The following is a 22,025-nucleotide window of genomic DNA, read 5'->3' as shown; positions in this document are numbered from 1 at the left end:
TCCAACGGGCCGATGCGTGCGGCCCGGACGCGGAGGCGGAAACCTCGAAGGAGACTCGGAATGATGGGCACGAAGACCTGGTGGTGTGCGGCCGCGACGGCGGTGCTGCTGGCCGCGTGCGTGGGAGCCCCGCCCAAGGGCGACCTGCAGCGGGGGTTCTCGGTGTGGGGGTACCTGGGACGCGGGCCGACCGCGCCGGCCGCGATGGTGCCGGTGACCCTGTTCGACGTGCGTTCGGGTCGGCCGGTGGCGTCGGCCCAGACCGACATGTTCGGCAAGTACGGGTTCTCCGGGCTGCCGCCGGGCTCCTACGCGGTGCGGGCCGAGAAGGTGACCCGGGAGGTCACGGTGGTGGACCGGGACCTGCGGCTCGATATCGACCTGAACGCCCCGGGCGGGGTGATGAACTACGCGGCGGCCGCCCCGGCCGGCGGCGGCGCAGCTCCCGCGGGTCCCAACGACCCCCGCCTGGCCCGGCAGATCGCCGGGGTGTGGTGGGGCTACGCGGGCAGCACCGAGCGCCAGATCGGCCTGTGCCCGGGCGGGGTGTACCGGGAGTTCACCGAGTCGGGCTACTCGGGCACCTCCACCGACCAGTACGGCAACCAGACCATGGCGTGGGGGGCCGCGAGCCGGGGCGGCGGCTCGGGCTCGTGGACGGTCACGGGCGACGCCAGCGGGGGGACGATCCACGTATCGTACGCCAACGGAGACACGGCCACCATCCGGTTTCGCCGGATCAACGACCCGGGGTGCCTGTCGTTCGAGGGCAGCACCCTGTGCCGCAAATCGACCACCTGTCGATGAGACGGGTCCTTTCCCCCTGCGGGCACCGACCCGCTAGCGAGAGGCGTTTCCCATGACCCGGCTCGTCCGACCGTTCTTCGTGCTGTGCCTTCTGCTGGACCTCCTGGCTCCGGGGGTCCGGGCGGCCGAGCTGCTGTCCGGCACCGTGTCGGTGGGGATCACCGAGGACGTGGTGCCCAAGGGGGTGGGCCAGAGGTTCCCGGAAGACCAACGCGAACTCCATGCGGTGGTGGACCTGAACGGCGTGAAGACAGGGACCACGATAAAGGGCGCGTGGGTGGCGGTGGATGCGGTGAGCGAGCCCGACTACGTGATCGCCACCACCGACATCCCCATCGAAGCCGACGGGTTCACCCGGGCGCACCTTCAGATCTCTTTGGCCGAAGGGCGGACCTGGCCGCCCGGCAACTACGCGGTGGTTCTGTCCCTTGACGGAGAGGCGTTCGGCCGGGTCCCGTTCTCGATCGCTCCCCGCGACGGCGACCCACCCCCCTTGTTCACCACCCTGGGCCTCGCCCGCGCCCTCACGGCCAACGGCCGTCCCGAGGCGTTCGCGGACGAGTTCGACACCGAGGTCGAGACGATCTTCGGGCTGGCCATGATCGAGAACCTGAATCCAGGTGTCCGGATCCGGGGCGTGTGGAGCTCGGCGGCGGCCGGGGGCGTGTTGGGGGAGACCACGGTGACCATCGAGTCCGCCGGAACGAACCTGCTCCGGTTTCGGGCCGGGCGACCGGAGGGAGGCTGGCCCCAGGGATGGTACCGATTCGAGGTGTACGCGGGCGACCAGCGGCTGGCATGGGCGCCGTTCTTCGTGTACCCGGCCAGGCAGGCCGCCCAGTCCGCGCCGGCCCCCACGGCCGACGCCCCGGAGGGGCCGGAGGCTCCTCCGGCGGCCGGGGCCGAGTGGACCGTGCTCGTGTACCTGGACGGCGACAACAACCTGGAGCCGTTCGCCCTGAAGGACCTCGAGGAGATGGAGCGCGCCCTGCCGGCCAAGGGGGTGGAGGTGCTGGTGCTGCTGGATCGCGCCAAAGGGTACACCGATGCCGAGGGGGACTGGACCGGAGCCCGGATTCTCCGGGTCCGCCGGGCGCCCGAGGCCGGGATCCAGTCGAAGGTGCTGGCCGACCTGGGCGAGGTGAACATGGGCGACCCCGCGGTGCTGCGCGCGTTTATCGCGAAGGGGTTCGGGCTCGCTCCGTCCAAACGGCGGGCGCTGCTCCTGTGGGACCACGGGGGCGGGTGGGCGAGCCACGTCAGCGACGAACAGGCGCCGGGCGTCGACAGCGGGGAGGACCACCTGACCCTGCCCGAGCTGCGCCGGGCCATCGAGGCCGGGCTTCGGGACGCGGACGTGGCCCGGCTGGACCTGGTGGGGTTCGACATGTGCCTGATGGCCCAGATCGAGGCCGCCTACGAGCTTCGGGACGTGGCCGACGTGATGGTGGCCTCCGAGGCCGTGGAGCCCGGGGACGGCTGGCCCTACGACACGGTGCTCCCCCTGTTCGGCCGGCCCGGCCGGAGCCCTCGGCAGGTGGCGGCCGACATCGTGGACGCGTTCGACGCCTACTACCTGGCCCGCAACGAGGCGGTCACCACCCTGTCGGCCCTGGATCTCCGGGAGGTCGGCGGGACGGTGGAGGCCCTGGACGCCCTGCTGGGCCGCATCGGGAGCACCCTGGGCGAGAACTGGCCGGCGTTCACCCGGACCCTGTTCTTCTCCGAGGGCTACGCCTCGTTGGGAGACGTGCGCAAGGGCAAGAACGGGCTTCTGAGCGTGGATCTCGGCAACGCCTTCGCCAACCTGGCCCGTTTGACCCCGGCGGTGGGATCGCTGCCGGAGTACGCCGGGTTCGAGGCGGCCCTCCGGCGGGTGGTGATCCGCAGCCGCACCAGCTCCCGCCACCGCAACAGCCGCGGCGTGGCGGTGTATGCGCCGTTCCGGGCCGACCTGCTCAACGACGCCTACCTAGCGACGCGGTTCGGAACGGAGACCCGGTGGGTGCCGACCCTCCGGGCCCTGTACGCGGCCCAGCGGGAGAACCCGGCCCGGATCCGGCTGGGCGGCATCCGGACGATCAGCCTGCTTCGGAATCAGCCCGTGGGCGAGGTGCTCCACCTCGGTCAGGACGGATTCGAGTTCACCTTCGAGGGCACCAATCTGCTCTATGCCTACGCCCTGATCGGGGAACGGGACGACGCCGGGGGGCGGACCCTGCTCTTTCGCAAGTCGCTGCTGCGCAAGGCATCCCCGGGCGACGAGGGCGGCGCCGTGCCCAAGCGCGGCCGGGCGGAGCTCCTTCAGGTGTACACGTACCCCGACGGTCGGCATGACGTGCGGTTCCGTTACGACGGTACCCGCCACCTGCTCGCCAACGGAGAGGCCGCGTTCCCGGTCACCCTGGACGAAACCGATATCGGCAACAACGTGGCCCACGTGATGACCGTGCCGGTGCAGTACGTGGACCCCAAGTACGGGGAGTTCTTCGCCACGGTGTACTACAACTGGCTGTGGTTGCCCGCCTCGGTGGTGGTGGAGGTGCCCCGCAAGGACGGCACCGTGGTGTACGCCGAGGTGGACCCGCCGCCCGATGCGCGGATCCGGCCCCTGCTGGAGACCGTGGACGACCGGGGAGGGGTGAGCTACACCCCCACGGGCGAGATGGCGTGGAAGGACGGCCCCATCTTGACCATCGATCTGGTGCCGCCGGGGCAGTACGAGGTGCTGCTGGCGTTGGAGTCCCTCACCGGCCGGTCCAATCTCGGCCGGCATACCTTCCGGGTGGCCGAGCGGGGGGACGACCTGCTGGCCAACCGGGAGTCCGCCGCCGAGGAGTTGACGGCCGAGAACCTCGAGGGGGAGTGGGAGCTGATCGATCCCAACGCGTGGTTCCAGGCACGCCGGATGGTGCCCCTGGGAGGGTTCGTGACCTACCGGCCCCACCCTCGGCTGAAGGGCGTGCTCAAGAAGATCGTGAGCCGGCCTCGGGGGCAGGACCTGTACCGGGGGCTCGACGTGGTCACGGTGATCCAGCGCCAGGGCCTGCCCCACCTGCGCCAGTACGTGCTGGACGAGCGGGGCTCGCCCCGGTTCGACTACGGCTACGCCATGACCTATCCGGTGTTCGACCAGGTGAACGGCCGGGGGGTCATGCTCGCGATGGACCTGTTGAGCGGAGAGCTTCAGGTGTTCGTGAAGCGGTCCGGCCCGGCCCTCAGGCTGCGGTCGGCCCCCGCATCGGTGCCGGCCGGGCAGCCCCCGGGCCCGGGCGGCACCGCACCCGGAGCCGGTGCGGTGTCCCTCGACGGCGTGTGGCGGTCGGCAGAGGGCACGGGGCTGGTGATCCAGGGCACCCAGTGGGTGTACTACGAGTTCGGCCAGCCGGTGGATCAGGGCGTGCTCCGGGTGCAGGGGGACACGATCGAGGCGCAGAGCCTGGTCACCGGCACGACCATGGTGTTCCGGTTCCGGCTGGGGGCGGCGGAGCTGATCCTGCAGGACGAGATGGGGGGAGTCACCCGGTACGCACGGGCTCGGTGATCTCGAGTTGCTAAGACCTGCAAACGTATTGCCAGGGTGCGGGGTGGGGGCCTGGTGGAGCGCCGGGTGCGGCCCCTTAGCTCGCCGCGCCCTCCGAACGTCCGGATCCCCTCCGGATTCCGTGGGTTCCGCTATCGTGGCCTGGATCGACGCACAAGCGGCGGCATGAGAAGGCGCGGCGATCGGATGCCGCACTCGCGCCCGGCCGGAACCAGGCCCCCACCCCGCACTCCCCAAGGGGAAGGGGCACGGGTCTGGCAATACTTTCGTTGGGATTAGTGCCTTGGCGTGAGGCACGAGAAGCAACGGACATGGGCACTCGGCGATGGATCGGAGTGGTCGCGGCCCTTCTTTTTGGGGCCCAGGTTTCCGGAGCGGCCGGTACCGAGGTGAGCCTGCCGGCGGCCGGATTCGCCTTTCGGCCCCCGCCCGGGTGGACGGCCCGGCAGACGCCCCAAGGGGCGGTGCTGGGGCACGCGACGATCCCAGGGCTCCTGGTGGTATTCCGCCACGAGGCCACCACTCCCGACGATCTGCGGCGCCTCTTTTCCCAAGGCGTCACCGACGGCGGCACCCGGATCGCCCCTTCGGGGCCGGTGGAGCCCCTGGGTAGGCGGGGAATCGCCGGTCCCCTGGCCGGGACCTCCAACGGCGCCGCCGTGAAGGGGTGGGGTGCCATGGTCCTCGCCCCCGAGGGGGGCGGCGGCGCGGCCGTGCTCGCCGTCACCTCGGCCGACGCCTACGGCCCGTCGCACCGGGAGGCGGTGGAGCAGGTGGTCCGGTCCCTGCGGTTCCTGGCGCCGGACCGCTCCCTGGCGGCCCGGTTCGTGGGGGTGTGGTGGCACTACGAGAAGAGCGGCATCCCGAGCAGCTACTCCACCCGGGAGAGCACGGTGGCCCTGCGGGCGGACGGCACCTTCGTGATGGGCGGCGAGACCGGCTACTCCAACGACGCCGGCAGCGCCCTGGGCACGGCAGCCGCGTCGGGCCGGTGGGAGGTTCGGGGAACCCTGGAGGAGGGAGAGCTCGTGCTCACCTATGCCGGCGGAGGCCGGAACGAGATCTCGTACGTGGTCCACCGGGAGAACGGTCGGGTCTTCCTGGGCACCATGTACTACTTCGACGGCCAGCTCTACGCCAAAAACGCCCGGCCGTAAGCGCCGGGCTCGCGTGGTTCGTTCCCATCGGCGGCCCGGCTTGCTCCCCGACGAGGCCGGGCCGGAAGGGCCCGGTGGGTGCGATTGTGCGGGCGGGGATCCTCGGGCGATTCGCCTCGCTCGTGCCCACCGGCCTGCTCGAGGAAATCGTTGGGTGCGTGGAAGGCAAGGCGTATCTTGCGGAGCGGATTCGCACGGAGGACATGGAGGAGCTCCTCGATATCCTCCGAGAGGTCGGGGAGATGCTTCCGGAGATCTCCAAGCCGATCCCTGCGGTGGTTCGGGATCCGAAGGACGACTACCTCGTGGCTCATGCCGTGATGGCCGGGGCCGACCATCTTGTCACAGGGGATCGCGATCTGCTGGCGCTGTCGCGCATCGACGATCTTCGCATCGTCTCGCCCAAATGGTTCCAAGAGCACGTGTTGACACCCTGATGGGAACCACGTACGGGAGGGTGGGGGGAGGGGAGCGACGATGCCGGGGCGGTCCGGGCGCGAGTCGTCGAGGGCACCGCGATCTTTCGGTTGCGTCCGGTCAAGCGGTGTCCAACCTGGTCTCTGGCTTGGTCCGGCGGGGCGAGGGCGCTTGACCCGGTTGGTCCCAGCGGGTACAAACGGCCGGCCGAGTGACCGGCTGTTCAACCCTGAAACCCGGGACGGGATCCGATGGAAGCGGGCGCCTACTGGATGGTCTTTTTCTCCGCGGCCCTGGCGATCAACCTGTCGCCGGGCCCGGATCTGGTCCACATCGTGTCGAACACGGTCGCCCGGGGGCGGCGGGTGGGGGTGGCGTCGTCCCTGGGGGTGTGCACCGGCGCCCTGGTGCACGTGCTCGCGACGGCGTTCGGCGTCTCCACGATCATCGCGACCTCTGCGGCGGCCTTCACGGTCGTCAAATTCGCGGGCGCGGCGTACCTGACCTGGCTGGGGATCGGGCACCTGCGGTCCAAGGGCACCGCGTTCGACGCGCCGACACCGGAGGCGGTCCGGACCACGCCGTGGGGCGCGTTCAAGCAGGGGGCCCTGGTGGACATCCTGAACCCCAAGGTGGCGGTTTTCTTCATGGCGTTCCTGCCCCAGTTCGTCCGGCCCGAGCTGGGCAACCCCACCGGCCAGCTCCTGCTGCTCGGTGTCCTGGTGATCCTGGTGGCCGTGGTGGTGGAGTTCGGGGTCGTCCTGGTGGCGGCCCGGGCGACCGCCCTGTTCCGGCGGAACCGGAGGGCCTCGGTGTGGCTAGACCGGCTGCTGGGGTCGGTCCTGCTGGGGCTCGGTGTCCGGCTCGCGCTGACGGAGAGCGCGTGAGGGCGCCTCCGGATCACCGGGACGGCGGCCGTCGTCACTGGGTGAACACGTACTCCACGGGAGGCCCTGCTGCGTAGTTGCCTAATGCCGAGCCGGGAGGGCTAAACGCTGACCGCCGAGCCGGCCGGGCCTGCTGCCCGGGATCGCCTGCGGGAGCAGGCTCCTACCGATGTGGGCCCGCGCGCCCGGCTGCCCCTCGTCCCAACGGTCCCCGACAACGATTTACGTCTCACGATCCACGGCAGTCTGGCGGCCCGGGTCAGTAGTGGTATCGGGCTTGGAGGAAGTCCACGCGGTCCGCGGTTACGCGGTACACCAGGCGGTGTTCCTGGGTGATCCGACGGGACCAGACGTTGGGATCGAGGTATTTCAGGGGTTCGGGCTTTCCCAGCCCCTGGGGAGGTTGCGCCTACACGTTGGGCGAGCAACAAGTTGCCCGGTCCCCCACCCGCTCCCTGAACGACCGCGGGAAGACCGCTCAAGGGGGGCGGGGCGGCTCACTCCTCGACGAGGGTGAGCCCCTCGTCTTTTGCCCACTGCCGAAGGGCGCTCCTTTGCGCCTCCTCCTCGAACCGGTACCAGGTCTCCAGAAGGCCGCGGTCGTACAGGAAGTCCTTGAACCGACGGTAGGCTCCCTTCCGCCGGAAGAACCCCTCCACGGTGCGGGCCTCGTCCGGGATGTGGGCCTCCACGAACCGCCGGACCAGCGCTCGGCCGAGGTCCAGATGGCCCGGATCGGGCACCTCGATCCACTCCGGCCCCAGGTCGTCGGGGTACTCGACGCCCTCGGGAGGATCGTCGTCGAACCATTCGAGGTCGTCGCTCCAGAACAGGACCTCCCCGGACTCCCGGTGGACGAACGCCCGGTGTTCGACGAACCCACCTCCTGTGACGAACGCGAACGCCTCGAAAAGGTCTTCAAACCTCACGCCCATGGCATCCCTCCGCCCTTGAGATGACGGGGGTTTTCCGTCGTAACGGGGGACGTGACGACAGCGAAAAAAGGGGGAACGGCAGACCCCCGCCCGCGGAAAACCGGCCGCAGTGTTGACAGGGGAGACGAATCAGGCATGATAATTCCTGACTATACTAGTATTGTCAGGAATCCGTAGGAGTTCCATCCCCCCCCTCCCCGGCACCAGGAGGGAAACGCCATGCCAACCCCCCTCAGTCCGAAGCGATCCAATCTTTCTTGGCACATGAAAGCGCTCTGGGCCGTGATCCTCGCGGGCCTTGCCGCAACGCCGGCCTGGTCCGCCGGGTGGGCCGAGCGGAGCGCGTTCTCCGAGGAGGCCGTGGTGGCCGGGTTCGACGGGCTCGTCCCCGGGCAGGACCTGGACGTCCAGTACCGGCTCCACGGGCTGGTCCTGGCGACCGGGAACGGCACCCCCCTGGCCGTTCGGGACCCGGCCGGCATGAACCTCCAAGCCGTGTCGCCCCCCCACGTGGCCGTGGCGGAGGGGGCCCAAACCGTGGTCCTCCGCTTCGAGCACGGGGTGCAGCGGGTGGGGCTGTACGTTCTCGGCCCGCTCGGCCCCAACGACGCGGTGCTCCTGCGAACCTACGACAGCGCCGGCCGGGAGGTGTACACGGCGGTGTACACGCCGCCCGCGGGCGATCCCTACCTGCCCACGTTCACCACCGGGTTCCAGTGGTCCGAGCCCGCCGGCGCGGGAGCTGCCTTCATCGGGGTGCAGGCCGACAAACCCGTGATCCGGTGGGCCCAACTGGAACTCCCCCAGGGGAAGACCCCGGTGATCGACGACGTGATGTTCGAGCCGGGCCCGGACGAAGGGGCCGCGCAGGACCTGTCCGCAGCCCTGGACCCCTCCCAGGCCGATCCGGACGCCCAGGTGGCCGCCATCGAGCAGGCCTTGCTTCAGCCGAGCCCGGCCGCGGCCGAGGCCCTGCGCCGGGCCGCCGCCGACCCGGACCTGGACCCTTACGTGCGCGAGCGGGCCGCCCTGGCCCTGGTCGAACTGGCCGACCCCGAAGCCATCGAGACCCTCGCCCGGGTGGGCCAGAACACCAGCGACCCCTACCTGCGCATGGCTGCGCACCAGGCCGTGTGGGCGCTGCGCCGGGCGTTCCCCATGCCCGACCCCCCCGAGATCCAGGTGGTGCCTCCCCAGGAACCGGTGAGCGCCGACCAGCCGTTCGAGGTGATCGTGAAGGTCACCTGGCCCGTGGCGCGCAAGAGCGTACAGGCCCGGCTCACCGGCGGCAAAGGGCTTTCCCTGCGCCCGGGGGCCGGATCGGCCGCGTTCAGCGGCTCGGTGGATGCCGGCGAGACCGTGACGCTCACCGGCCTGTACCGTGCCACAGGGGTGTGGGCGCCGAGCCCGGAGGGCGACGACAAGGAGATCCAGCCCAGGCAGACGTCGTTCGATGTGATCGTACGGGTGAACAACGGTCCGGTGGACATCGCCACGTACCGGGTGCCGGTCTACGTGGACCTTGACCAGGGCACGGCGTCGGTGAGCGAGCCCCAGGTGGAGGAGCCCGCGGACCACCTGATCCAGGGAGGTAGCGCGCAATGAGGACACGGCGATGGGCAGTGGGGCTGTGGGGGTTCCTGGGGGCCGCGGGCCTGCTCGCCGGGCCGGCCCAGGCCAGGGTCCTGGTGACCGGCACCCTGTACTACCAGGACGGCGACGTGCAGAGCACCGGTTCGGGCCCGGGCCTGGTGCCGGGCACCGAGCGCTGGGTGCCGGCCCGCTACGTGAAGATCGAGGTGGTGTTCGACCCCTCGGTCGACTACATGGGGTCTGAGATCGTGGCCGGCCGGGGCTACACCGACCGCTACGGCCGATTCGCGTTCACCGTGGACCCCCTCGCGGCCGCCGGGGACGAGGACTGGATCGGCCGGGTGGTGGCCGAGGTGGACAACCGGTGGATGCGCGTGTGGGCCGACACCGACTGCACCAACGAGCGGCTTCGCCGGAAGCTGGCCGAGGTGGACCTGCGCGATCTCCTGGCGGGCGGGCAGGTGGATCTGGGGCGGATCAACGTGCCGGCCGAGTGGACCACGGTCACGGTGGGCGAGTGCGTGTGGGGCGGATCGGTGGACATACCGGTCTCGTTCGCGGCCGCCCTCAACATCAACGAGACGATCCAGATCACCTGGAGCCACATGGAGGACAACCGGGACCCGGCCGAGGACGACACCATCGGCCAGGTGGACGTGGAGTACTGTGACACCGCCTGGAACCATTACTTCAGCGACCTGGTGCTCACCTGTTCCAGCGCCGCGTCGAGCGGGCTGGACTTCGGGTATGTGGACGAGACGGTGATCCACGAGTACTTCCACCACCTCCAGTACGAGATCAGCACCTGGGACGGCCACGACGGAAGCCACTCGACGTGCCGCGAGATCGACACGGGCGAGTGGAACGACCCGGAGTTCGCCTTTTCCGAGGCGTTCCCCACCTACGCGGCCCTGTACCTGATCGACCAAAACCCCGAGCTCAGCACGGTGCGCACCCGAAGCATCCTGGGCGGCCCCTCGCCGGAGACCCCCTGCACCAGCATCACCTGGCGGGACACCGGGGACGAGGAGCGGTGGATCTCGGTGGAGGGGAACATCCTGGCGACCCTGTGGGACCTGACCGACGGGCTGGGCTCGGGACCGGACGCCTGGGACACCGTGGACGGCCCGGCCATCGACGGCCACCGCACCATCCTCCAGATCTTCGACAGGGAACTGGACCCCACCGGGCCGTACGCCTTTGTGGCCGACGCCCCGGACCTCACGGACTTCTACCTGGCCTGGACCGAGCGCATGGGCAGCGACAGCCTGGGCCGGGGCCAGCCCGGTTTGGACTCCATCCTGAACGCCGTCGGCATCGTCCCTTACGAAGATCTCGAGCCACCCGGAAACCGTTCGCTGGTGGAGCCCGCGCCCCAGGGGCCGGGGGGCCCGAGGCCGCCCCTGTTCGCGGTGCGCAGCGACTTCGACCCGGACGCCCGGACCCAGTCGCTTCGGGCCTCGTGGTCGTACGCCCGGTGGGGCCTGGATCCGGGCCGCCGGGCCTCGACCACCTTCAACGCCCTCAGCCTGAACGTTGCCGTGACCAACCTAACGGCGCTCCCCACCATGGAGGTGGACGACCTGCCCACCTACGCCGAACGGCGATACGGCGCGGGCTTTGAGGTGGCCTGGGCCGAGGACGCACCCCCTTGGCTCGGGGTCTCTCCCGACTCTGGGGACCTCCAAGTGGGCGCCTTGCAGGCCGTGCGGTTCACCCTGGAGCCCAACGCCATGCCCTCGGGCTGGGCCACCACCGTGGAGACCGAGGCCACGGTGACCTTTCTCCTGGGGACCTATGAGGACCCCCCGAGCGTTCCGAGAACCGAGACCTGGCGGGTTCCCCTGTCGCTTTTCATCCTGGACGGTCCGGACGACGACCCGGACGGCGACGGGCTCACCAGCCGGGAGGAGGTGGACTGGGCCCTGGATCGCAGGGGCGATTCCCTCCCGTACCGTTGCCTGGACCCCACGAACCCGGACTCCGAAGACGACGGCCTGGACGACGGCGAGGAAAAGAGGTACCGCACCAACCCCTGCTCGGAGGACACGGACCGGGACGGCGGGTCCGACCGTTTCGAGGTGGAGATGCGGGAGCGTTGGGGGTGTTTCGATCCCACGTGGCCCGACGGGTTCGCCGGACCGGACAGCGACCGCGATCACGACGGGCTCACCAACCAAGAGGAGTGGGCCCTCGGACTCAACCCTTGTTCCGGCGATTCCGACGGCGACGGCGCGTCGGACCCGGAAGACAACTGCCCCCTGGACGAAAACCCCCTCCAGGAGGACCTGGACGGCGACGGCCTGGGGGACGTGTGCGATCCGGACTCCGACGGCGACGGTGCGCCCGACTGGTTCGACGTGGACCCCACCAACCCGGAACGCTCGGTGCCCGAGAGGATCGAGGCGGCCCACGAGGTGTTCCAGGCCCTGGGGGGCTTCCGGGGGCTGTACGTGCCGCCGGCCGCAGGACCGGCCCTGCCCGACCCGGGGGATCCGGCCGGCCGGCCCGGGTTGCTGTTCCGGGACCCGGCCGCCGGGACCGTGCACCTGGTCGGCACGAACCTCCAGGGCCTGTGGAGCGTTCGGGGCGCAGACCTGGGGTTCGGGCCCGGCGACGGCTTCGGCGGCTCGGCCGTGCCCGTGGCCGACCTGGACGGGGACGGCACGCCCGACCTGGCCGTGGGCGCCCCGGGGTTTGACCCGGGCGGGTTCCTCCAGGACGCGGGCGCCGTGGTGTTCGTTTCCGGCAAGGACGGCTCCGAGATCGGCCGGGTGGAGGGCGCCGTGGCGGGCGGCCGACTGGGAGAGAGGCTCCTGTGGGACGGCGATGCGCTGTGGGCCGGGGCCCCGGGGGGCGGCCAGGTCGCGGGCGCCGTGCACCGCATCCAGGACGGCGAGGTGGCGGCAAGCTGGAGCCCCGGGACCGCCGGTGACGGGTTCGGAAGCGCGCTCGCCCTTCTGGGCGAGGACCTGGCCGTGGGCGCCCCGGACCAGGGTCCGGGCGCGGTGTACCGCATCTCCCCCTCCGGCGGGGACCTGGCGGTGCTGGCCCAGGGCCGAAAGGCCGGCGAGCGGTTCGGCGCCGCGCTGGCAAGCGCCGGCGACCTGAACGGCGACGGCGCCGCAGAACTCATCGTGGGTGCCCCGGCCAGTTCCCCGGCCGGCCTGGGCCGGATCGCGGCCGATGCCGACACAGCGGCCGGCCGGGCCGTGCTCCTGGACGGCGCCTCGGGCCAGGAGGTCTGGGAGGCCCGGGGCCAGCCCGGCGAGGGCTTCGGGACCGCGGTGGCCCGGCTGGAGCTTCCAGGGGGCGGGGTCCTGCTCCTGGTGGGCGCGCCCGGCGCCGACCCCGGGGGCCTGGAAGACGCGGGCGGCGCCTACCTGCTCGATCCCTCGGGCGGGGCAGCCGTGGCCTTTGTGGCCGGGGACCAGGCCGGTGCGGCCCTGGGCGGCGAGGTGCAACCGGGTCCGGACCTGGACGGCGACGGGATGGGCTCGGTGGTGCTCGCGTCCACGGCCACGGGCCGCGCGGTGGTCTTCGAGGCGTCCGGGTCATCGCGGGACGCCGACGGCGCCACCCCGCCCGGGGCCGGAGAGGGTCAACCGGACGGCGGAACCGAAACCCCGCCGCCCACCGGTGGCCAGGACACCGGGACCGAACCCGCGGACGCCGACGGCGCCACCCCGCCTGGGAGCGGAGGCGGGGGCGGCGGGTGCTTCCTGCGGGTGCTGGGGTGGTGAGGGGGATGCCACCCGGACCCGGAGAGGGGATAACGCTGCTGCGTAGTTGCCTAATGCCGACCCTGGAGGGCCAAAACGCTGACCGCCGAGCCGGCCGGGCCTGCTGCCCGGGATGGCCTGCGGGAGCAGGCTCCTACCGATGTGGGCCCGTGCGCCCGGCTGCCCCTCGTCCCAACGGTCCCCGACAACGATTCTCGGGGCACGATTCGCGGCGGTCTACCGGCCCGGGTCAGTAGTGGTATCGGGCTTGGAGGAAGTCCACGCGGTCCGCGGTTACGCGGTACACCAGGCGGTGTTCCTGGGTGATCCGACGGGACCAGACGTTGGGATCGAGGTATTTCAGGGGTTCGGGCTTTCCCAGCCCCTGGGGAGGTTGCGCCTACACGTTGGGCGAGCAACAAGTTGCCCGGTCCCCCACCCGCTCCCTGAACGACCGCGGGAAGACCGCTCAAGGGGGGCGGGGCGGCTCACTCCTCGATGAGGGTGAGCCCTTCGTCTTTTGCCCACTGCCGAAGGGCGCTCCTTTGCGCCTCCTCCTCGAACCGGTACCAGGTCTCGAGAAGGCCGCGGTCGTGCAGGAAGTCTTTGAAGCGGCCGTAGGCTCCCTTCCGCCGGAAGAACCCTTCCACGGTGCGGGCCTCGTCCGGGATGTGGGCCTCCACGAACCGCCGGACCAGCGCTCGGCCAAGGTCCAGATGGCCCGGATTGGGCACCTCGATCCACTCCGGCCCCAGGTCGTCGGGGTACTCGACGCCCTCGGGAGGATCGTCGTCGAACCATTCGAGGTCGTCGCTCCAGAACAGGACCTCCCCGGACTCCCGGTGGACGAACGCCCGGTGTTCGACGAACCCACCTCCTGTAACGAACGCGAACGCCTCGAAAAGGTCTTCAAACCTCACGCCCATGGCATCCCTCCTCGCCGTGATGGTCCAAAGCTTCGGTACTCGCCACTCCGGGCTGCCCAACTCCCGGGGGGGTGTCCGGGGCATCGACACGACGCTTGACCGCGAAGGGGAACGGGGGAGCCCGGCCCGGAGGGGGCTCGTCACCCCTCACCCGTCACGGCCTTCACGAACGGCACCGTGAACGAGAAGGTGGCGCCGGTGCCCGGGCGGCTCTCGGCCCAGATGCGGCCGCCCAGGCGCTGGACGATCTCCCGGGAGATGGCGAGCCCCAGGCCCGTGCCCAAGGGGTGGCTCTTCTGGGGGTCGCGGATCTGGGCGTAGCGCTCGAACACCTCGTCGAGCCGGTCGGACGGGATGCCGGGCCCCTCGTCCGCCACGCTCACCACGGCCTCATCCCGGCCGCTCACGGCCCCGATCCAGATCGTGCCCCCCTGCGGAGAGAACTTGACCGCGTTGGAGAGCAGGTTGGCCAGCACCTGCTGGAGCCGATCGGGATCGGCCGCCACGGGCGGTAGCCCCTCCTCCACCGAGATCCTCGCGCCCACCCCTTTCTCCTCGAACAGGGGCCGGGCCACCTCCACCGCCTTGTCGATGGCCGCGCGCAGGTCCACGGCCTCCACGTGGAACTCCACCCGGCCGGCCTCGATCTTGGAAAGGTCCAGCAGCTCGTTGATCATGCGGGTGAGCCGCTCGGCCTCCTGCTGGATGATCTGGAGGAACTCCCGGCGCTTCTCCGGGTCGTCCACCCCGTACTTCAGCAGGATCTCGCTGAAGGACCGGATCGAGGTGAGCGGGGTTCTGAGCTCGTGGCTCACCGTGGACAGGAACTCGCTCTTCAGCCGGTCGATCTCCCGAAGCCGCACGTTGGCCGCCTCGAGCTCGGCCGTGCGCTGGCGCACCTTCTCCTCCATGGCCTGGCTGTAGGCCTGAACCTCCTGGTACAGCCGGGCGTTGGCCACGGCCATGCCGAGCTGGTTGGCCAAGGCGCAGAACAGGCTCACGAACTCCTCGGTGAAGTGCATGGGGCCCCGGGTGCCGTAGGCTGTGAGCACCCCCATGGGCTTGCCCTCGTGGATCATGGGAGCGTGGATCAGCGCCGTGACCGGCACGTCCTGGGTGAGCTGGCCGAAGAAGATCGGCTTGTCCACGTTGCGGGCGTCCTCCAACACCACCGGCTCCCCCCGCAGGAAGCAGGTGCCGAAGTAGCTCTCCTCCGACGGCGGCACGGCCGACAGGGCCACGTAGGCCGGGTTCAGCCCCACGTGGGCCCGGATTCGGAGCTTGCCGTCGTCGTCCAGCAGCCGGACCGCCAGGTACTCGAACCCGAACTCCCGATGGATCAGGCTGAGCACCCCGCTCAACACGGCGTCGATGTCGAGGCTCCGGGACATGAGGCCGGCCGCCTCGTGGAGCACCAGCAGCTCGCGCAGTTGGCGCTCCAGGGCCTCACGGCTCTGGGCCAAGGTGCGCGACACCCGGCCGAACACGTCGAGGATCTCCACGGCCTGGTCCCGGGGCCAGGCCAGGAAGCTCTGGAGGATCATCCGGGCCGAGGGGGTGCCCAGGGCGCTGGCCAGGCACCGTTCGGCCGCCTCCACCAGGGTTTGTGGCCCGGCCCGGGGGGGCAGGCTCACCATGACCTCCCGGGCCTTGGCCGGGCCCACGAACCGGGTCAGGAGCCCCACCACGTCCTCCCGGCTGACCCACCCCACGGGAACCGCCGGCGCCTGCCCACCCCGGCGACCCCCGGCGAACAGGCTGACCGCCAGGAATCCCCCCAGGTTGAACACCAGGCTCCACACCAGGGCGTGGGACCAGGGGTCGAGCCCCTCCAGGCCGAACAGGGCGTGGGGCCGCAGCGCGGCGATGCCCCACGGTCCCCGGTCGAGGATGCCCGGGTCCATCCAGCCGGAGCCCACGAAGGTGGGGAGCAGCAGGGTGTAGGCCCACACGCCGAACCCCAGGGTCAGACCCGTGAGGGCCCCGGATCGGGTGCGGCCCTTCCACACCAGCCCCAGGAGCACGGCCGGGGCGAACTGGGTCACGGCCGAGAACGACAGGAGCCCGATGTTCACCAGGGTCTGGGACTCGCCGATCCACCGGTAGAACCCGTAGCCCAGGAGTACCACGCCGAAGATGAACAGCCGCTTGGCCGTCAGCAACTGGCGCGACAGGTCGCGGCGGGTCTCGGTGCCCAGGGTCGGGGAGAGCTTGCCCAGCAGGGCGATGCCGGGATGGTGGAGGATCATGGTGGCCAGGGCCACCGACGACACGATCACCATGCTGGCCGCGGCCGAGAACCCGCCCAGGAACGCCAGGGCGGCCAGGCCGGTGTGCCCCCGGCTCAGGGGCAGGCTGATCATGAACGAGTCGGGCGGCCCCGGCGCGTGGGCCAGGAGCCCCACCAGGGCCACCGGCAGCACGAACAGGTTCATGAGCAGCAGGTACGACGGGAAGATCCACGAGGCCTGGCGCAGGTGGCGCTCGCGCACGTTCTCCACCACCAGCATGTGGAACTGCCGGGGCAGGAGCACCACGGCCACCATGGACAGCAGGCTCAGGGTGATCCACTCGGGGACCGTGGTGCGGGGGCCGATGACCAGGATCTCCCTGAGCTCCGGGTGCTCCAGGGCCCGGCCGAAGACGCTGCGGAGCCCCCCGCCGATGCCCCAGGTGATGTAGATCCCCAGCACCAGGAAGGCTCCCAGCTTGACCGCGCTCTCGAACGCCACGGCCGCCACCATGCCCTCGTGGCGCTCGCTCACCACCAGGGTGCGGGCCCCGAACAGAACGGCAAAGGTGGCGAGCCCCAGCGCCGCCCAGAAGGCCGCGTCGTGGGCCAGCCCCCCGCCCGCCACCCGGCCGGTCAGGAGGTCGAAGGTTTGGCCCACGGCTTTGAGCTGGAGGCCGATGTAGGGGGTGACCCCGGCCACCAGGATGAAGGTGGCCAAGGTGCCCAGGGTGGCACCCTTGCCGTAGAGCTCCTCCAGAAGGTCGGGCAGGGTGGTGATGCCCCGGGCCCGGCAGTACCCAACCATCTTTCCGAGGGCCAGGGGCGCCAGAAAGAACACCAAGGTCGGCCCCAGATAGATGGGCAGGAACCCCATGCCCTTGGATGCGGCCCGGCCCACGCTTCCGTAGAAGGTCCACTCCGTGCAGTACACGGCGAGGGACAGGCTGTAGACCAGGGGGTGGTCCACCGGGCTGCGGCCCCGCTCCCGGGCACGGTCGGCCGCGTAAGCCAGGGCGAACAGCCCGAGCACGTAGCCGAGACCGAGGAGGGCGACCCAGAACGTACGGGTCATCTGGACCTTCGGAGGAGGAGGGGGGCCAGCAAGATCAATGCGGCCCACACGCCGAACAGGTACAGGGGCAGCAGCGCCACCCCGGCCGCCGGCTCCGGCCGGTTGAACAGCAGCACCAGGGGCGAGAAGAACGCGATCACCCCGAGGACGAACAGGGCGGCGAGACGTCGGGCTCCAGGATCCATGGGAGAAGTCACCGGTCGACGGTCTTCGGTCTGGGGCCTTCGGCCCACTAGGCAGCTAGGCGGGCTAGGCGGCTAGGCAGCTACGCGGCTCTCCCCCCCGGGAACCCGAACTGCGTTCCGGGAGTTCCCGTCTTTTGTCCGCTTCCACCCGACACGGACACGCCGCCCCGTTTCGGGGGGCAAGGAGCCTCCCAGCCTTCTAGCGTTCCAGCTTTCCAGCTTTCAAAACCTCGACGACTGCCAGCGCAGCAGCAGCATCCGGTCGCAGAACGCCTTGGCCTCGCCCAGGGTCCGGATGCCCCGGGCCTCGAGCAGGGGGATCAGCCGCAGGAAGATCTCGGCCGTGGCCCGGGCGTCGCCCAGGGAGGTGTGGCGTCCCTCGATGGTGACCCCCAGCCGCTCGGCGATGGCGTCCAGGTTGTGCCCTTCCAGGTCCTTGTGGACCCCGTACGACAGGAACAGGGTGTCCAGGACCGGGTTCTCCAGGAGAGGCAGGCCCGCCTCCCGGGCCCCCATGTCCAGGAACTTCTTGTCGAAGGCCGCGTTGTGGGCCACCAGCACGGCGCTGCCCACGAAGGCGTGGAACTTGGGCAGCACCTCCGCGAGCGGGGGGGCGTCGGCCACGTCCTCGTCCCGGAGCCCGTGAAACTCGCTGGAGGCCGCCGGGATGGGGCGGCCGGGGTTGACCAGGGTGTGGAACTGGCTTCCCGCCACCACCTTGCCCCCCCGGATCTTCACGGCGCTCAGGCTGATGATCCGGTCCCCCTTGGACGGCTCGAGGCCTGTGGTCTCGGTGTCGAGCACCACGGCCTCCAGATCCCGAAGGGGGGTGCCGAGCAGCTCGGGGCCTTCCAACGCCGGCCGGGGCAGGAACAGGTCGAAGTCGTAGAACTCGGGCTGGTCGTCCAAGATTCCGGGCCGGGGCTCCTCCTCCAGCCGCCGGGTGGCCCTCTCCAGACCGAAGCATACCTCCTGGGCCCCCTCGTCCCCGGTGCGGATCCACAGCTCGCCCCGGTTCCGGCGTACCGCCTCGCCCAGGGGGAGGGGGGGCTCGCCCTTGGCGGCCACCCCCACCTGCTCCAGGTCCTCGGACGAGAGGGATCCGCCGGAGGCGATCCGGAGCACGGTGAGAACCGCCTCGTCCGAGACCTCCAGGGAGACGTCCACCGGGCTCCACCCCGTGGTGCGCTCGCTCAGCCACCGCAGGGCCGCGGCCAGGGACGCCACCCACAGGAACGGCTCCACCAGGACCCGGGGCACGGTCTGGTCCGAGTCCCTCAGGTTCACGTAGGCCCCGGGCACCAGGCCCACCGCCTCCTCCAGGAGGTTGCGAGGGTCGGCCGGCACCATCTCCCACCGGGCCCCGGCCAGCAAGGCCGCGGCCTCCTCGGCGGCCCGGATCCGCTCGGCCATGCGTGTGGCCTCCTCGGCCAGGGCGTGGAGGAACCGCTCCCGCTGGGCCGGCTTCATGGCGGGGTGCCGGTCCAGGGCCTCCAACAGGGCCTGGGAAGTGGCCACCGGCCCCTTCAGGAGCTCCGGCATCTGCATGAGGGTCTCGTCGGCCCGGTGCTCCTCGGGGCTCAGGTGGGCTTCGCGGAACACCAGCAGGAAACCGGCCAGCTCGCCGCCCGGGCCGGGAACCCCGGCCAGGGTGCCCCGCAGGAGCCCCCCCCGTTCCAGGGGGAACACCACCTCCTCCTGGGCCTCCTTGCCCTCGTCCCAGCGGCGCCGGACCCGCCGCACGTAGAACGCCGTGCGATCCTCGGGCAGCAGGCGCGAGAGGGGAGCCCCGATCGGCGACTCCGGGCCGGACTCGAGAACGGCCCGGGCTCGGGGGTTCATGAGGACCACCTCCCCGGCCAGGTTCGCCAGGACCACCCCCTCGCGCATGGTCCGCAGCACCGTGGCCAGCCGGTTGCGCTCCTCCTGGAGCACCCGGGTGGTGTCGGCCACCCGGTTCTCCAGCTCCCGGTAGCTGCGTGACAGGGACTCGGCCATCCGGTTGAACGCCTCGGCCAGGTCCTGGAGCTCGTCGCCGGTGTCCACCTCGATCCGGTGCCCCAGGTTCACCCGCGACACGATCTCGGCGCCGTCGCGGATCCGGAGGAGGGGGCGCACGAAGCTGTCGGCCATGCGCCACGCCAGGGCCAGCACGGCCGCGGCCAGGATCACCAGCAGCAGGGCCAGCTGGCCCACCACGCGGTAGAACGGGGCGAGGAGGGCGGAGATGGGTTGCACCAGGGCAACGGTCCAGCCGGAGGGCTCGGGCGTGCCGATCGGCACCGGGGCCGTGCCGGCCACGTAAGTGTGGCCCTTCGCCTCGAACCGGGTCCAGCCTTTGCCCAGGGGGGGCGGGGGCACCGGCACCTCGTCGGTGCCGGCCAGGCGCTCGCCGTTCGGGCCCAGCCACACGGCCTCCCCGTTCTCGCCCACCCGGAACCACTCCAGGTCGTGCTGCAGCCGGTCCAGCCCGGCCTCCACCACCAGGGTCGCGGCCGGATCTCCCCCCAGGGTGAACACCGGCACCCGAATGTGCAGGAGGGCGCCGGACACCCTCAGGCCCGGCTCCTCCATGCCGGGCTGGGCCGGCTCGACCCACACCCGCCGAACCTCGGGCAGCACCCGGCGCACGGTGGAGGCCCAGCCCGGGGGCAGCTCTCGGGCGCGGGTGACGTGGGCGCGCACCTCGGGCACCCCTGCCACGCCCGCGGCTGCCTGGGTCAGGGAGGAGATGCGGGAGGCGAGCAGCTCGGCCAGCATGCCCGCCTGGCGGGCCAGGGCACCGGCCCGCACCTCGACCACGTCGTAACGGGCCACGAAGAACAGGATGGAGAGGGCGGCCGCGAACGGCACCACGGCCAGGCCCAGGAACGCCGCGACCATCCGGCGGCGTACGCCGGTGCGCCGGGGTGCCGGGGCAGGGGGGGTCATCCGGACAGCACCTTGCGGATCTTGTCGAGGAGCTCGTCGGTGGCGAACGGCTTGGTCACGTACAGGTCCGCCCCCACCTCCAGGCCCTTCTTGCGCTCCAGGGGCTGGCCCTTGGCCGTGAGCATCACGATCCGGGTGGAAGCCAGGTTCTCGTTCTGGCGCAGGGCCCGGCAGACCTCGTACCCGTCCTTCCGGGGCATGGCCACGTCCAGCAGCACCACGTCCGGCCGGATTTCGTCGGCCCGTTCGATGGCCTCGTCCCCGTCGCGGGCCACGTGCACGTCGTAGCCCTCCTGCTCCAGGATGTACTCCAGCGACAGCAGGATGTTCGGTTCGTCGTCCACCGCCAGGACCTTGATTTTCTTCTTCGGCTCCATCGCGAACCCCTCCGACCCGAGCCCCCGAAACGAACGGCCAAAGCAGGATTTCAAACCTTATCTCAAAACCGCCCGGGAGAAAAGACCCGGCCCTCTGGAGGGGCCTCGGCCCGGTGTGCCGGTCCCGAAACCCTCGGTGGCGCCCCCGTCCTAACCCGATTGACACCCTCCGGGTGCGCCCGTAGCATCGGGGCCAGGTCGGCCTTTTTCGTTTTCGTCGAGGCCTGGAGGTTGCTCCCACGGGCGGGAGGGAGCAGATACTCCGCAAGCCGCCCAACGGGCCGAAGGCCCGAAGGAGGAAAGCCATCGAACCCGGCACGTCTTCGCAGCCGATCCGTAGGCGCCTGCTGCGGCGCCTGTGGATCTGGGCGCTGGTGGTGGTCTTGGGAACGGCCGCCGGGTTGTGGGTGGGAGCCCGGCGGCGCCAGGCCGAACGGGAAGCCGCGCTGGATCTGGCGCGTCGAGTTGCGGGTCAGGTGGCCTCGGCCCGCGACGCCCACGGCCGCGGCGAGCCGAAACAGGCCGTGGATGCCCTGGAGGGGGCCCTGCGGGCCCTGGAGGAGGCCGACGGCGGGACCCGGACCCCCCTGTACGCGACGGTGCTGGTGGAGCTGGCGGCGGTGCGTGCGGCGGCCGGGGGCGACCCCCGGGCCTGCCGGGATCTGCTGGCCCGGGCCTGGGAGGTGCCGGATCTTCGGCCGGAGCTGAAGGTGCGGATCGCCCGGGACGCCGGGGCCCTGGCAGCCGCTGCCGGCGACCGGGAGTCCGTCCGGCTGTGGTACGGCAGGGTTCTCGAGCTCGTTCCGGACGACGCCCAGGCGAAGCGGATGCTGGCCACCCTGGACCTCCTGGAACGGTCGGACCCGTGAACGATCTGGAGCTGCTGAAGCAAGCCGCCCCCGCCCTGACCCGCTTGCCGGCCGAGGCCCTGGACGTGCTCGGCCGGGCCTTGACCCGCCGCACCCTCGGCCCCGGGGAGTACCTGTTCCGCCAGGGAGAGGGACCGCCGGGCCGGGTGTACCACCTGATCTCGGCCACCGTGGAGATCCGGGTGGGGGCGGGGGACGACGAACGGGTGGTGAGCGTCTCGGGCCCGGGGGATCTGGTGGGCTGGCTGTCGGTGTTCGCCCCCGAGCCGTTTCCGGCCTCGGCGCGGGTGGCCGCCCCGGGCGAGGCCCTCGAGATCCCCACCGCCGTGCTCCGGGACCTGGCGTCCCGGCACCCCGAGGTGGGATCGTT

Annotated in this window: 14 protein-coding genes and 3 pseudogenes; 9 read left to right on the top strand and 8 right to left on the bottom strand. The window is 71.1% G+C overall.

Features of this window, described 5'->3' with window-relative positions; genetic code table 11:
- Positions 1-60: 60 nt before the first annotated feature.
- From DEFCA_RS0112330 to DEFCA_RS0112310, 5 genes are all read left to right on the top strand, one after another.
- Positions 61-807 carry a carboxypeptidase-like regulatory domain-containing protein gene (locus tag DEFCA_RS0112330; RefSeq protein WP_025323328.1) on the top strand — a complete coding sequence of 249 codons (747 nt, stop codon included), beginning with the start codon at positions 61-63 and terminating at the stop codon, positions 805-807.
- Between the two features lie 52 nt (positions 808-859).
- Positions 860-4,351 (top strand): clostripain-related cysteine peptidase, encoded by a 3,492-nt coding sequence (locus DEFCA_RS0112325; protein ID WP_025323327.1) that lies wholly within the window; start codon positions 860-862, stop codon positions 4,349-4,351.
- Positions 4,352-4,662: 311 nt separating this feature from the next.
- Positions 4,663-5,508: a hypothetical protein gene (locus tag DEFCA_RS0112320; protein ID WP_025323326.1), complete on the top strand. Its 846-nt coding sequence runs from the start codon at positions 4,663-4,665 to the stop codon at positions 5,506-5,508.
- Positions 5,509-5,582: 74 nt separating this feature from the next.
- Positions 5,583-5,945 carry a putative toxin-antitoxin system toxin component, PIN family gene (locus DEFCA_RS20790; RefSeq protein WP_025323325.1) on the top strand — a complete coding sequence of 121 codons (363 nt, stop codon included), beginning with the start codon at positions 5,583-5,585 and terminating at the stop codon, positions 5,943-5,945.
- Between the two features lie 231 nt (positions 5,946-6,176).
- Positions 6,177-6,812 (top strand): LysE family translocator, encoded by a 636-nt coding sequence (locus DEFCA_RS0112310; protein WP_025323324.1) that lies wholly within the window; start codon positions 6,177-6,179, stop codon positions 6,810-6,812.
- Between the two features lie 259 nt (positions 6,813-7,071).
- On the opposite strand, the pseudogene DEFCA_RS24545 reads toward DEFCA_RS0112310, so the two are convergent.
- Positions 7,072-7,215: pseudogene (locus DEFCA_RS24545) on the bottom strand (Txe/YoeB family addiction module toxin); the annotation flags it as partial.
- Positions 7,216-7,309: 94 nt separating this feature from the next.
- Entirely contained in the window at positions 7,310-7,747 is a 438-nt protein-coding gene (locus tag DEFCA_RS0112305; RefSeq protein WP_025323323.1) for a UPF0158 family protein, read from the bottom strand.
- Between the two features lie 264 nt (positions 7,748-8,011).
- On the opposite strand from DEFCA_RS0112305, the gene DEFCA_RS0112300 reads away from it, so the two are divergent.
- A complete protein-coding gene (locus DEFCA_RS0112300) occupies positions 8,012-9,352 on the top strand; it encodes a HEAT repeat domain-containing protein (protein ID WP_025323322.1) in 1,341 nt (446 codons plus the stop codon).
- The gene (locus DEFCA_RS24540; protein WP_169709572.1) at positions 9,349-13,083 is read left to right on the top strand and encodes a thrombospondin type 3 repeat-containing protein; all 3,735 of its coding nucleotides are present in this window, start codon (positions 9,349-9,351) and stop codon (positions 13,081-13,083) included. Before DEFCA_RS0112300 ends, DEFCA_RS24540 begins: the two co-directional genes overlap by 4 nt.
- 229 nt (positions 13,084-13,312) lie before the next feature.
- Here DEFCA_RS24540 and DEFCA_RS24535 read toward each other — a convergent pair.
- The 6 genes and pseudogenes from DEFCA_RS24535 to DEFCA_RS0112270 form a co-directional block, all read right to left on the bottom strand.
- Positions 13,313-13,456, bottom strand: a pseudogene (locus tag DEFCA_RS24535) (Txe/YoeB family addiction module toxin); the annotation flags it as partial.
- A gap of 94 nt (positions 13,457-13,550) precedes the next feature.
- Positions 13,551-13,988, bottom strand: coding sequence for a hypothetical protein (locus DEFCA_RS0112290; protein ID WP_025323320.1), 438 nt, complete (start codon positions 13,986-13,988; stop codon positions 13,551-13,553).
- 140 nt (positions 13,989-14,128) lie between these two features.
- Complete coding sequence (locus DEFCA_RS20785; protein ID WP_025323319.1) at positions 14,129-17,293, bottom strand: ATP-binding protein; 3,165 nt, start codon at positions 17,291-17,293, stop codon at positions 14,129-14,131.
- Positions 17,290-17,478 (bottom strand): hypothetical protein, encoded by a 189-nt coding sequence (locus tag DEFCA_RS0112280; protein ID WP_025323318.1) that lies wholly within the window; start codon positions 17,476-17,478, stop codon positions 17,290-17,292. Before DEFCA_RS0112280 ends, DEFCA_RS20785 begins: the two co-directional genes overlap by 4 nt.
- A 222-nt stretch (positions 17,479-17,700) precedes the next feature.
- Positions 17,701-20,409 (bottom strand): 3'-5' exonuclease, encoded by a 2,709-nt coding sequence (locus DEFCA_RS20780; protein ID WP_025323317.1) that lies wholly within the window; start codon positions 20,407-20,409, stop codon positions 17,701-17,703.
- Positions 20,406-20,786, bottom strand: coding sequence for a response regulator transcription factor (locus DEFCA_RS0112270; protein WP_025323316.1), 381 nt, complete (start codon positions 20,784-20,786; stop codon positions 20,406-20,408). Before DEFCA_RS0112270 ends, DEFCA_RS20780 begins: the two co-directional genes overlap by 4 nt.
- A 383-nt stretch (positions 20,787-21,169) precedes the next feature.
- Here DEFCA_RS0112270 and DEFCA_RS22300 point away from each other — a divergent pair, with 383 nt between their 5' ends.
- Together DEFCA_RS22300 and DEFCA_RS24530 are read left to right on the top strand one after the other, a co-directional pair.
- The gene (locus DEFCA_RS22300) at positions 21,170-21,655 is read left to right on the top strand and encodes a hypothetical protein (RefSeq protein WP_169709571.1); all 486 of its coding nucleotides are present in this window, start codon (positions 21,170-21,172) and stop codon (positions 21,653-21,655) included.
- Positions 21,562-21,996: pseudogene (locus tag DEFCA_RS24530) on the top strand (Crp/Fnr family transcriptional regulator); the annotation flags it as partial. The gene DEFCA_RS22300 and the pseudogene DEFCA_RS24530, both read left to right, overlap by 94 nt.
- Positions 21,997-22,025: the final 29 nt, after the last annotated feature.

Source organism: Deferrisoma camini S3R1 (genome assembly GCF_000526155.1).
GTDB lineage: Bacteria > Desulfobacterota > Deferrisomatia > Deferrisomatales > Deferrisomataceae > Deferrisoma > Deferrisoma camini.
This window is presented reverse-complemented; position numbering and strand designations above follow the sequence as displayed.